This window comes from Streptomyces sp. NPDC050161, assembly GCF_044460025.1.
In the GTDB taxonomy this organism is placed as follows: Bacteria; Actinomycetota; Actinomycetes; order Streptomycetales; family Streptomycetaceae; genus Streptomyces.
Genome location: NZ_JBITJM010000004.1, coordinates 88,745 through 100,320 on the forward strand (window position 1 = coordinate 88,745; position 11,576 = coordinate 100,320).

Genomic DNA, 11,576 nt, shown 5'->3' on the forward strand with positions numbered 1-11,576 from the left:
TGCCGCGGCCGCGTCCGTTCGGTCTTGCGGGGGCGGGGGGGGTGGGGGCGGGGGGGCCGCGGGGGGGGGCGGGCGGGCGCGCCCCCCCCCCCCCCCCGACGGTGTGCGTCGTCCCAGGTCAGCCGTGGGTGTGCGCCGCATCGGTCGCCGTCGGGGACGCCTCGGGGGCGTCCTGCGGTGCCTGCGGGGGACCGGCCACCGCCTCGTCGGCCGCGGGCTGCGGCTCGGCCGTCGGCGCGGGAGGCGGCGTCGCCCCGGCCCCGGCAGTGGCCGGTGTCCTGCCGAACCTGCGGGTCAGGCGGCGCGCCACCGGCTCGGTGAAGCGGGCGGCCAGCGGCCCGGCGATCACCAGGATCAGTACGTACGCGGTGGCCAGCGGCCCGATACGGGGCTCCACCCCGACGGCCAGGCCCGCGATCACGATGGAGAACTCGCCCCGGGCGACCAGCGTGCCGCCGGTGCGCCAGCGCCCCGCGGTCTTGACGCCGGCCCGCCGGGCCGCGAACCAGCCGGTGGCCACCTTGGTCCCCGCGGTGATCACGGCCAGGATGAGGGCGGGCACCAGCACCGGCGGAATCGCCGCCGGGTCGGTGTTGAGGCCGAAGAAGACGAAGAACACCGCGGCGAACAGGTCACGCATCGGCGCCAGGAGGTGGTGCGCGCCCTCGGCGACCTCACCGGAGAGCGCGATGCCGACCAGGAAGGCGCCGACCGCCGCGGAGACCTGGAGCTGCTGGGCGACCCCCGCGACCAGCACCGTCAGGCCGAGTACCACCAGCAGCAGCATCTCGGGGTTGTCGGACGAGACCGCGCGGCTGATCAGCCGGCCGTGCCGCAGCGCCACGAAGAGCACCGCACCGACCGTACCGAGCGCGATCAGCAGGGTCAGGCTGCCGCCCGCCAGGCTCAGCCCGGCGAGCAGCGCGGTCAGCAGCGGCAGGTAGACGGCCATCGCCAGGTCCTCTATGACCAGCACCCCGAGGATGACCGGTGTCTCGCGGTTCCCGAGTCTGCCGAGGTCACCGAGTACCTTCGCGATCACACCGGACGACGAGATCCAGGTGACACCTGCCAGCGCCACCGCCGCCACCGGGCCCCAGCCCAGCACCAGCGCGGCCACCGCACCCGGCACCGCGTTCAGTACGAAGTCGACGATGCCCGACGGGTATTGCGTCTTGAGGTTGGTGACGAGTTCGGATGCGCTGTATTCGAGCCCCAGCAGGAGCAGCAGCAGAATGACGCCTATCTCGGCGCCGGTGGAGACGAATTCCTCGCTGGCGTTCAGCGGCAGCAGCCCGCCGTGGCCGAACGCGAGTCCGGCGACGAGATAGAGCGGAATCGGGGAGAATCCCACCCGTCCTGCGAGCCGGCCGAGAATGCCGAGGCCGAGGATGATGGCCCCGAGTTCGATGAGCAGCGCGGTGGTTTCGTGCACGGGCGGTTACCCTCCGGTGATCAATTCGGCGACGGCGTCCACGCCTTCCCGGGTGCCGACGACGACGAGCGTGTCGCCGATCGCGAAGCGGAAGTCCGGGGTGGGCGAAGGGAAGGCGTCGGTACGGCGCAGGACGGCGACGATGGACGCGCCGGTACGGGTGCGGGCCTGTGTGGCGCCGAGTGTCCGGCCTGCGTAGGGGGACCGCTTGGTGACCGGGATGTGCTCGGTGACCAGGTCGATCTCCAGATGCTGGTGCAGATGGGCGACGGGGTCGGGGACGAGGAGTTCGGACAGCGCGGTGGCCTCGTGCGGGGCGAGGGTCGCGGCGTCCTTGCAGTTGTCCTCGTCCTCGGGGTCGTGGAAGGCGAGAATGCGCCTGCCGTCCTGGTGGACGACGACCGAAAGATGCCGGCCGCTCTCCGTGGCGAGGTCGTAGCGGGTGCCGACCCCTGGAAGGGCGGTCTTGCCGACGTGGGCCGATGGCTCCATTGATGCGCTCCATGCGGGCGTGCGGTGACAGCGTGCGGGCAATGCGATGCCCCTGGACGGGTGACAGGAGGCACGCTCCCGCCACCACTGGTGAGGAATTGTGCAGCACGTGACGCCGGTGGCAGGGGGCGGGCGGAGCGGGCTTCCGGTGCGGTGGAAGCCGTATCAACCGGCGCTGGACATATCGGGGATGCCGCTGCGTGCACAGGGAGCGATGCGTGGCCGCAGGGCACGGGCGGGGGAGTGCGCACGCCCCACGCGGACGGCGCGGGCGACGCGGTACGGGGCAGCGGTTACGGTCGCGGTGACTGCCCGCATGCCCTGCCTCCCCGATGTCCGCCGTGACCGGCCGCTCGCCACACCAAGGGGCGACGGCCGACCACCAGTGCGTTGATGGTCCAGGGGAGAGTTTAACTCAGCGTCAATTGGCTGAAAGGGGGCGGTATGGGAGCGGAACGGCTGCCGGGTGGGGGTGGCTCTGCCGCCGTCGGGGGCGTTTGCGCAACGCCGGTGCGTCGGCGGCCCGTTCGCGGGCTCCCGGCCCCGTCGTCACCTGCGCCCGGTCGCGGGCCGCGGCCGACGCACCCGCCCGCGGTCCATGAGCTGCCCGGCGAGACCGGCCAGCATCAGGCAGACCGCGATCACCAGGCCCTGTGAGGCGGCGATGCCGTAGGCCAGGCCGCAGAGCGCGAGGGCCAGCAGCAGCCGGGCGCCTTGCCGCCGGGCGGGCCGCGGCCCTTGGCGGCCACGGGTGACCGGCCCTGTGACCTGCCACGGTGCCGGCTGCCCGAACTGCTCGGTGAGATCGGTGAGTTGGCACCTGTCATCAGGGGGCATCGGTTTCCCCTCCTCTCCAGGAAGCGGTCGTCGCGAGCGGTCGCCGGTGCGCCGGGCGGGGCGCGCGGAACGCGGCCCGTACCGGCACATCCCGCTAGGGTCTGTCGTTCGGATCAGGTCGGATCAGGGAGCGGGGGCTGGTGCGTGCAGCTGCAAGGCGGAGGATTGAGGCAACGCGGAGCGTTGGTGATTGACGACAACGCCGCAGATGCGCGCACCAGCCCCCGCGAGCCCGACCTGATCCGAACGACAGACCCTAGTTGTGCCCGCCGGTCACGGCCCGCAATCCGTGAACCGGCACCGCGCCGGTACGGGTGTCAGACCCGTCTGATGGACTGAGGGTGCCTGGGTCGGCGAGGCCGAGGCCGCTCGCCACCGCGGGCGCAACAGAACGGGAAGGACCGACCCGAGCCATGCCAGTCACCGCCCCGCCCCGCACCGGATCCGTCCGATGACCGCCGACGACTCCGTACTGCGGCACACCGAAGGCCACGCCGGGTACCTCACCCTCAACCGCCCTCGCGCCCTCAACGCCCTCACCCACCGCATGGTGCGCCACCTCGACGAGGCGCTGACCGCGTGGGAGCAGGACCGTGAGGTGGCGACCGTGGTGATCGGCGGATCCGGCGAGCGGGGGTTGTGCGCGGGCGGCGACATCCGCGCCATCCACGACGACGCGCGCGAGGGCGACGGCACCGCGTCCCTGGCCTTCTGGCGCGACGAGTACCGCCTCAACGCCCGCATCGCCCGCTACCCCAAGCCGTACGTCGCCCTGATGGACGGCATCGTGATGGGCGGCGGCGTCGGCGTATCGGCGCACGGCAGCGTGCGGATCGTCACCGAACGCTCCCGGATCGCCATGCCGGAGACCGCCATCGGCTTCGTGCCCGATGTCGGTGGCCTCCATCTGCTGGCCGGTGCGCCGGGAGAGCTGGGCACCCATCTCGCGCTGACCGGCGCTTCGATGACCGCGGGCGACGCGCTGCTGTGCGGGTTCGCCGACCATCTGGTGCCCGCCGCCCGGCTCCCGGAATGCGCCGCCGACCTCGCCGTCATGGCCGTGCCGGATGCCGTACGCCGTCACGCGGCGGCGCCGCCGGATGCCGAACTGGCCGCCCACCGCGGCTGGATCGACTCCTGCTACGCCGCCGACACCGTCGAGGAGATCGTCGACCGGCTGGAACAGAGCGGCGAGCCGGCCGCCAAGCATGCCGCGCAGACGCTGCTGGAGCGCTCGCCCACCGCGCTCAAGGTCACCCTCGCCGCGGTGCGCAGGGCCCGGCAGCTCGGCTCGCTGGAGCGGGTGCTCGACCAGGACTACCGCGTCGGGTCGGTCGCGCTCGGCTCGGCCGACCTGGTCGAGGGGATCCGCGCCCGGATCGTCGACAAGGACCGCGATCCGCACTGGTCACCGGCCCGGTTGGCGGACGTCACGGACGCCGAAGTCGACCGGCACTTCCGCTCGTTGGGGGAGGGGGAGCTGGGGCTGGGGGCGGCGGAGGTGACGGCCTGACCGGGGGTGGATGCCCGGCGGGAGGGGCGGTGCCCTGCGGGACGGGGGAAGCTTTGGCCAAAGATGCTGGTGGCGAGCTATGCCGCGTCGGCCTCCGGCGTGCCCGGCCGACGGTGCGGGCTGCCGTTCAGGGCGGCGCCCTCTGCGCCAACTGACGCAATGCGAAACGGAGTTGACCGTCGGGATCATGGTCCCCGTCATGGGGTGTCCGGTGAGGCCGGAGGGTCGCTGTGGCGCACAAGCCGACTCGGGCGCCGCCCCCGTCCCGCCTCGTGCCGTCCCGCGCCTCCCGCACCGACATGCGGGCGTCATGCCTCTGTGCCTAACCTGAATCAGCCACACAAGGGCTGAAATCGTGACAGGAGGCTGATCACATGCTGCCCATCGAAACCCGTGCCGGCGTGACCGCACCCACGGAGGAACTGGTGCAGGACGTCGAAGCACTGCTGAACCCGACCGAGGCCGACGGCACGTTCCACGACAGCGCCGAGTGCGCTGCGCTGCTCCTCGGTAAGGGCTCCGGGCTGCTGTCGCCGCCCACGCCGCTTCCGAAGAAGTAGTCACCGACGTGACGACGACGGGGCGGCATGGCTCAGCGGTTCACGAAACCGTTCAGCACATCGCCCACACGGTTGCCTCCGCCTTGCACAACGGCGGGGGCAACCCCTTCGACCTCTCCGCCTCCCTGTTCACCCATGCGGACGATCCCGTTGCCCTGGCGGCGGCCCGGGTGCTGGGGGCGGACGTGCTGGCACCGTGGGCGTTCCTGGGAATGCCGGTGTCGCAGGGGGACCTGGCCCTGGCCGGCGGCGCGGCCCGCGCCTTCCCGCCCGACACCTCGTCCGTGCCCAGCACCTGGACCCACTGGGGGCTGACGGCGGTGCTGCACCGGTTGCGCCCCGGCGGCGCACCGGCCGCCGTGGAACCCGAGGCCGCCTGGGCCGCGGACGGCACCTGGCAGCAGATCACCCACCGCTTCGCCCAACTCGCGTCCCTGGCAAGCCCCATGGCCACCGCGCTGCTCCCGGCCGCGACCGCCAGAGCCGACGACCTCTCCCGTGGATTCGTCCGCGCCGTGCGCCGTCAGGACTGGGTCCAGGCGGCGGCGGTGGGACGCTGGCTGGCCGCCGCCGGCTGCGCCCCCGAATCGCTGGGGTTGACGGCGGGCCTGGCCATGGTCGCCCAGGTCGGTGCCGACGACGCGCGGGCCGCCCTGCACGTGCGCGCCGCCCAGGCCCTGGCCCGGGGCGAGCGGTGAGGGGCGCGGTGGGCCTGGAAGGCGTCACCGAGGGTGCGTTGCGGTGGCTCTCCGCGCACCGCGACGAATTCCGGCTGCCGCACGACTACGCGGATCCGCGCCACGACCGCAGTTGGACGCTGCGCCCGCTGGGCGAGCTGGCGCAACTGACCTACACCATCGGACGGCTGAGCGGCACGGGCGGTCAAGCGCTGCGCCACGCACAGGAGTTGTTCGACTTCGCCTGGCGCGAGACGGGGCGGGGCGAGGTCTTCGCCGCGCTGGTGCGCCGTGAACCCCACGCGGCCTACCCCCTGGAGCTGTACGCGGTCTTCGCCGAGGCGGGACGGCACCACGCGCCCTTCGAGGCGCAGATGCGGGACCTCGCCCGCACCCGCGCCTGGCGGCTCGCCGAGCGCCCGCCCACCCGCACACTCGCGGTGCTCCAGGCCGAACACCGGCTCGGCCTGACCCCGCACACGGACCGGGCGGCGGCCCAGGCCCGCACCTGGCTCGGCGGCCTGCCCGAGCCCTGGGCCCACACCACGGGCACCGGCTACGACGCCACCCACTACGTGTTCCACCTGACCAACTGGGGGAGCGAGCCGCACCTGTTACCCGCCGCCGTCCGGGACTACCTCCTGCTGTGGCTGCCGGCCTGGCTGGAGTGCACACTGGAGGCCGGGCACTGGGACCTGGCCGGTGAACTGCTGGCCGTCGCCGCCGTGCTGGGCCCGCCGGGAGCACTGCCAGGCGCCGACGACGCGTGGCGGACGCTCCAGGAGGCACAGCGGCCCGACGGGTCACTCCCGGAGCACGCGCTGGAGGCCGACGGGTCGGCCCCGGAGCACACGAAGCCGGGATCCCCGCTCGCGTTCCGCTCCTGCTACCACTCCACGCTGGTCATCGCCTTCGCCGCCGCGCTCACCAGCCACGCCGCGGCCGGTGCGGGGACGGCCGCCCCTACGCCCGAGGAGGCCCGACGATGACCGGGGAGACTCCGGAAAGCGTGCCCCGCACGGCGGACGCCGACGGGGCCGGTGCCACGGCCCTGATGCACCAGGTGGGCTCGCGCGCGGTGCACTGGCTGGAGGAACACCGGGACGGATTCCGTACGCCGGACCGTGCCGCCGCCCCCGACCAGGTCAAGGAGTTCTTCAAGCCGGTCGGCGAACTCGCCCTCATGGGACGGGTGCTGACCCGCGAAGGCGTGGCAGGAACCAGCCAGGCCGCGCAGATGCGGCGGCTCCTCGACTTCGCCTGGCGGGACGTGCTCGACGGCGGCGGCCTGCTGGCCTGGATGCAGCGCGACGAACCGCTCTCGCCCGTCCCGCTGGAGGTGTACACGGCGTTCCGTGAGCTGGGCTACCACCACCCCGAGGTGGAGCGGCACGCCCGGGTCATGAGCGGCATCCGCAGCTGGCAGGCGCTGGAGATGCTGCCGAACCGGCGCCTGGGGCTCACCCGCCACGAGGCCCGCGCCGAGCTGACGTCCGGCGCCGAGACGGCCGCCGCACTCCGCAGCACCTGGCTGGCGCAGACCCCGGAGCCGTGGACGGTCGACTACCACATCGCCTACGTCGTCACCCACACCGTCTTCCACCTCACCGACTGGGGAGCCCGCCTCGACGCGCTCCCCGGTGACATCGCCGGCTACCTGACGCGCTGGCTGCCGGTCTGGGTCGACGAGTGGCGCGAGAAGGAGCACTGGGACCTGCTCGGGGAACTCCTCGTCGTCGACGCGATGCTGCCCAGGCCCGCGTGGGACGCTGCCGCCTGGCAGAGCTTCGCGCAGGCCCAAGGGGCCGACGGCGCCATGCCGTTGGAACGCACCCGGCCCGCGGACGGCGCCGATGAGTTCGGCACGCTGTACCACCCCACGCTCGTCGCCGTCTTCGCCTCGACCATGGCCACGTCGCGCGCGCTGACCGCCCTGACCGGTTCCGCGTCATGACGGCCCCGTCCCCCACGCGGGCGGAGCTGCGCGCCATCGTCGATTCCGTCGATGCCCCGGACGTGGTCATGGCCCTGTCGCAGGACGGCCACCGCACGGTCGTCACCGGAGGCACCGGCCCCGCCGGGGCGCGCGGCGCAAGGCTGCACGCCCCTGCCCCTGCCCACACCCCCGCCTGCGCCCGCGCGGACCTGCGCTTCGAAGTCGGCTCCGTGACGAAGACCTTCACGGCGCTGCTCCTCGCCACCCTCGCCCACCAGCGCGTTCTCGGCTTCAGCGACCGCCTCTCCGCCCTTCTGCCACCGCCCGTCCCACCGCACGCGCGACGGGACGCCATCACCCTGTTCCACCTCGCCACCCACACCTCAGGACTGCCCCGCCTGCCCTGGAGCGTCTACCTCCAGCCGCGCGGCCGGTTCCACGCGAACCCCTTCGCGCACTCGACCCAGCCGCGGATGCTCGGCGCCTTCGCACGCTGCCGACCCCGCAGCACCCCGGGAACGCGCTGGCACTACTCGAACTTCGGCGTCGCCCTCCTCGGCCCCGCCCTCGCCCGCGCCACCGGCACGCCCTTCACGGACCTGATGGCCACCCACGTGCTGGGGCCGCTCGGCCTCGCCGACACCACGCTGACCGGGCCCTACGACCACCGTGACGCCCTCGGGCACGACCTCACAGGCGACGAAGCCTGCCCGCCCTTCGCGCCCGGCGGCTGGGCCGCGGCAGGAGCCGTTCGCGCCACCCCGGGCGACCTGCTCACCTACCTTGAGGCGCTCCTCGCCCCCGGCAGCCACGCCCCACTGGCCGACGCGCTCCGCTACGTACAGGAACCCCTGCTGCGCCGCGGACGCCACCGGGAGCACACGCACACCATCGGCTGGTTCCAGCACACGTCCGAGCACGGCCCGTTCTTCTTCCACAGCGGCGCCACCCCCGGCCAGGAGGCGTTTCTCGCCTTCCGCCCGTCCACCGGGACCGCGCTGGTCGCCCTCGCCAACCGCCGCTACCCGCCCGCGGCGACGCTCCAGCAGAGCACCTACAACCTGCTGGCCTGAGCGTCCCGGCGGCCGGGGCGGGGGCGGATGCCCGACGCGCGTCGGCGAGCCGGGCATGCCCGTCACATGTGCTTCGCGCCCGCCTTGATCGCTTCCCGGATCCGGGTGTACGTGCCGCAGCGGCAGATGTTGCGGATCTCGTCCAGGTCGGCGTCGTCGATCTCCCGGCCGGCGTCGGCGGCCTGACGGACCTTGGCGACGGCGGCCATGATCTGGCCGGGCTGGCAGTAGCCGCACTGCGCGACGTCGAGGTCGAGCCAGGCCTCCTGCATCGGATGCAGTTCCTTGCCGACCGTTCCCGGCAGGCCCTCGATGGTGGTGATCTCGTCGTCCCGAGAGATCTTGGAGACGGGGACCGAACACGGGTTGAAGGCTTTGCCGTTGATGTGCGACGTACATGCCTGGCAGACACCGAGACCGCAGCCGTACTTGGGCCCCGTGACGCCGAGCAGGTCACGCAGCACCCACAGCAGTCGTACGTCGTCCTCGGCCTCGACGGTGATCTGCTCGCCGTTGAGTGTGAAGGTGTGGCTGGCCATGGAGGTGATCAGGGCTCCTAGTAGGCGCGGTCGAGACCGTCGGTGGGGGACTGGGGGGTGGACGGTTCGATGGGGAGCGGTTCGAAGCCGAGCTTGCCGTGGTTGACGGGGAAGCTGGTCGGCATCGTTCCGGTGGCGCGCGCGTAGGCGCAGGCGATGGCCGCGAACGCGGGCGCGACACCCAGCTCACCCGCCCCCGACGGCTTGTCGCCGGTGCTCGGCATGACGACGACCCGCAGTTCGGGCGGGGTGTTCCACTGCCGCGTGTAGAAGTAGTCGTCCCAGCTCCCCTCCAGCGGGACGCCGTCCTTGATGTGCAGGCTGGAGGTGAGCGCCAGGGCGAGCGCGTCGTTCACGCAGCCCATCATCTGGGCTTCCAGGCCACGGGGGTTGATGGCGAAGCCCGCGTCCACGACCATCAGCGCCTTCGTGACGCGTGGCCCGGTCACCCCGTGCTCGACCTTACGGTTGACGGTCTCCGGCCGGCAGTCGATCTCGACGAGCGTGGCGACGGCTCCCCGGTACTCCGCATGCAGCGCGATGCCCTGCGCGACGCCTTCGGGCAGCGACGCGCCCCACTCGCCCTCGTCGGCGGCCTTGTCCAGCACGGCGCGCAGCCGCTTGTCCCGGAGGAACTCGCGGCGGAACGCCACAGGGTCCTTGCCCGTCTTCGCGGCGAGCTGGTCCACGACCAGCTCCCGGGCGCAGGCCACGTTCGGCGAGTAGATGTTCCGCATGCTGCCCGTGTTGAACTTCAGCGGCACCTCGTTGAGGAGCTGGGTGGTGACGCCGAAGTGGTAGGGCGAGTACTGGCTCAGCTGGAAGATGGTCTCGGCGAACGTCAGATTGCCCGCCACGGGAAGCTTCGCGGCCGTCGACGTGATCATCTCGCCGAGTCCGTGGCCGAAGTCGGTCTGTGAACTGGTGTGCCGCTGCTCGTAGCTGAGGACGTTGCCCCGCGCGTACGTCGCGCGCACCCGCGAGACGGACATGGGGTGGGTGCGGCCGTGCCGGAAGTTGTCCGTCCGGGACCACGACAGCTTCACCGGCTTGCCCATCTTCTGGGAGATCTCGGCGGCTTCGGCGGCCACGTCGTGGAAGAGATGCCGCCCGAACGAGCCGCCGCCCTCCACCACATGCACGGTCACGGCCTTCAGCGGCAGCCCGAGCCGGGCGGCGATCTCGCTCTGCGCGACGATCGGCACCTTCAGGCTCGCCCAGATCTCGGCACGGTCGGCGCGCACGTCCGCGATCGCGTTGTCCGGCTCCAGCGGGCTGTTGCTGGCGAACGCGAAGGTGAACTCGGCGTCGATCTTCTTGGTGAGCAGGGGCGGCACGACCATGGGCAGCGTGGCGGCCTTGAGCTTGCGCAGGACGGTGTCGTCCGACTCCCCGTCCACGGTGCCGGGGCCCCAGGTCACCTCCAGGGCCCGGAGCGCGTCGATGCACTGCCCGAACGTCGCGCCGCGCACCGCCACACCGTGCTTGATCGTCGCGACGTCGGTGATGCCCGGCATCCGCCTGACCGCGTCGGCGTTGTGGACGGACTCGACCGTGCCGTTCACGGTCGGCGGCCGGCGCACCATCGTCGGCTTGGCGTCGGGGACATGGCGGTCCATGCCGAACTTCTTGCGGCCGGTGACGATCTCCAGCGCGTCGATACGGTTCCGGGGCGTGCCCAGGACCGTGAACTCGTCCCGTGACTTGAGCGGCGCGGTGGCCCTGACGGCCGTCGCGGCCACCGAGGCCGCGGCCCCGGCGAGCGAGCCGTACGTCGCGCGGTGCGTGGACCCGTGCCGGATCACGCCGTCCGCCGCGGTCAGCTCGGACGCCTCAACACCCCACTGTGCGGCGGCGGTTGCGATCAGCCGCTGCCGGGCTACGGCCGCCGCGGTACGCACCGGAAGGTACATGCTGCGCATCGAGTTGGAGCCGCCGGTCATCTGGTTCATCAGCAACTCGGGGCGGGCGTCGGCGAGTTCGACGCGCACCTTGTCCAGCGGCAGGTCCAGCTCCTCGGCGATCATCATGGCGATCGCGGTGGTCATGCCCTGGCCGACCTCGGCCCGTGGGACCGCGAACGAGGCGGTGCCGTCCTTGTGCACCTGGACCGTGATCAGGCCCGACGTCGGCGCCGCCGCCAGATTCTGCAGATCGCCGAGGTCGAAGAGCTCCTCGGGCTGCGGAAGCGTCGGGACGGCTGCCGCCGCCTCCTGCCCGTCGAGCGCGTCGGTGCCTATGCGCACGCCGACGGCGAGGGTCGGGGCGGCGAGGAGGTAGGCGAGCACGCGGCGGCGGCCGGGGCCTTCGGGTGCGGTCTGTGAGTGCTGTGGCGAACGGCTCGGTTCAGCCATGTGCGGTCCTTCCGGGAGCCCGAACGGGATGACGAGTGACGCCCGTTCCGGGTCCGGGAGCCTGTCACGGGCCGCGGAAGTGAGCCATGGTCATGGTGCACTCCGTCGAGCGGGCGCGGCTGTGAGTGTGGCACAACTGGACGGCGGGCAGCGCCGTTTC

Annotated in this window: 11 protein-coding genes; 6 read left to right on the top strand and 5 right to left on the bottom strand. The window is 72.6% G+C overall.

Annotation, left to right across the window (positions count from 1 at the left end; translation table 11 throughout):
• Positions 1 to 118: 118 nt before the first annotated feature.
• From ACIBK8_RS08265 to ACIBK8_RS08275, 3 genes are all read right to left on the bottom strand, one after another.
• On the bottom strand, positions 119 to 1,435 hold the full coding sequence (locus ACIBK8_RS08265) for a cation:proton antiporter (protein ID WP_399040846.1): 1,317 nt from the start codon (positions 1,433 to 1,435) through the stop codon (positions 119 to 121).
• A gap of 6 nt (positions 1,436 to 1,441) precedes the next feature.
• Entirely contained in the window at positions 1,442 to 1,927 is a 486-nt protein-coding gene (locus tag ACIBK8_RS08270; protein WP_393687218.1) for a cation:proton antiporter regulatory subunit, read from the bottom strand.
• A 549-nt stretch (positions 1,928 to 2,476) separates the two neighbouring features.
• Positions 2,477 to 2,764, bottom strand: a complete 288-nt coding sequence (locus ACIBK8_RS08275) for a hypothetical protein (protein ID WP_399040848.1) — start codon at positions 2,762 to 2,764, stop codon at positions 2,477 to 2,479.
• Positions 2,765 to 3,215: 451 nt separating this feature from the next.
• Here ACIBK8_RS08275 and ACIBK8_RS08280 point away from each other — a divergent pair, with 451 nt between their 5' ends.
• From ACIBK8_RS08280 to ACIBK8_RS08305, 6 genes are all read left to right on the top strand, one after another.
• On the top strand, positions 3,216 to 4,277 hold the full coding sequence (locus ACIBK8_RS08280; protein WP_399040849.1) for an enoyl-CoA hydratase/isomerase family protein: 1,062 nt from the start codon (positions 3,216 to 3,218) through the stop codon (positions 4,275 to 4,277).
• Positions 4,278 to 4,651: 374 nt separating this feature from the next.
• Positions 4,652 to 4,837, top strand: a complete 186-nt coding sequence (locus ACIBK8_RS08285; protein WP_399040850.1) for a hypothetical protein — start codon at positions 4,652 to 4,654, stop codon at positions 4,835 to 4,837.
• Between the two features lie 83 nt (positions 4,838 to 4,920).
• Positions 4,921 to 5,535, top strand: a complete 615-nt coding sequence (locus ACIBK8_RS08290; RefSeq protein WP_399040852.1) for a hypothetical protein — start codon at positions 4,921 to 4,923, stop codon at positions 5,533 to 5,535.
• Positions 5,532 to 6,503: a DUF6895 family protein gene (locus ACIBK8_RS08295; protein ID WP_399040853.1), complete on the top strand. Its 972-nt coding sequence runs from the start codon at positions 5,532 to 5,534 to the stop codon at positions 6,501 to 6,503. The genes ACIBK8_RS08290 and ACIBK8_RS08295 overlap by 4 nt, the downstream gene beginning before the upstream one ends.
• Positions 6,500 to 7,468, top strand: coding sequence for a DUF6895 family protein (locus ACIBK8_RS08300; protein ID WP_399040855.1), 969 nt, complete (start codon positions 6,500 to 6,502; stop codon positions 7,466 to 7,468). The genes ACIBK8_RS08295 and ACIBK8_RS08300 overlap by 4 nt, the downstream gene beginning before the upstream one ends.
• Complete coding sequence (locus ACIBK8_RS08305; RefSeq protein WP_399040856.1) at positions 7,465 to 8,523, top strand: serine hydrolase domain-containing protein; 1,059 nt, start codon at positions 7,465 to 7,467, stop codon at positions 8,521 to 8,523. Before ACIBK8_RS08300 ends, ACIBK8_RS08305 begins: the two co-directional genes overlap by 4 nt.
• A 62-nt stretch (positions 8,524 to 8,585) precedes the next feature.
• On the opposite strand, the gene ACIBK8_RS08310 is transcribed toward ACIBK8_RS08305, so the two are convergent.
• Both ACIBK8_RS08310 and ACIBK8_RS08315 read right to left on the bottom strand, forming a co-directional pair.
• Positions 8,586 to 9,062, bottom strand: coding sequence for a (2Fe-2S)-binding protein (locus ACIBK8_RS08310; protein WP_399040857.1), 477 nt, complete (start codon positions 9,060 to 9,062; stop codon positions 8,586 to 8,588).
• Between the two features lie 17 nt (positions 9,063 to 9,079).
• Positions 9,080 to 11,416: a molybdopterin cofactor-binding domain-containing protein gene (locus tag ACIBK8_RS08315; protein WP_399040858.1), complete on the bottom strand. Its 2,337-nt coding sequence runs from the start codon at positions 11,414 to 11,416 to the stop codon at positions 9,080 to 9,082.
• Positions 11,417 to 11,576: the final 160 nt, after the last annotated feature.

Bases quoted from the DNA above. Each gene is read 5' to 3' on its own strand.
- ACIBK8_RS08270 (WP_393687218.1), bottom strand. From the start codon at position 1,927: ATGGAGCCATCGGCCCACGTCGGCAAGACCGCCCTTCCAGGGGTCGGC.
- ACIBK8_RS08275 (WP_399040848.1), bottom strand. From the start codon at position 2,764: ATGCCCCCTGATGACAGGTGCCAACTCACCGATCTCACCGAGCAGTTC.
- ACIBK8_RS08280 (WP_399040849.1), top strand. From the start codon at position 3,216: ATGACCGCCGACGACTCCGTACTGCGGCACACCGAAGGCCACGCCGGG.
- ACIBK8_RS08285 (WP_399040850.1), top strand. From the start codon at position 4,652: ATGCTGCCCATCGAAACCCGTGCCGGCGTGACCGCACCCACGGAGGAA.
- ACIBK8_RS08300 (WP_399040855.1), top strand. From the start codon at position 6,500: ATGACCGGGGAGACTCCGGAAAGCGTGCCCCGCACGGCGGACGCCGAC.
- ACIBK8_RS08305 (WP_399040856.1), top strand. From the start codon at position 7,465: ATGACGGCCCCGTCCCCCACGCGGGCGGAGCTGCGCGCCATCGTCGAT.
- ACIBK8_RS08310 (WP_399040857.1), bottom strand. From the start codon at position 9,062: ATGGCCAGCCACACCTTCACACTCAACGGCGAGCAGATCACCGTCGAG.
- ACIBK8_RS08315 (WP_399040858.1), bottom strand. From the start codon at position 11,416: ATGGCTGAACCGAGCCGTTCGCCACAGCACTCACAGACCGCACCCGAA.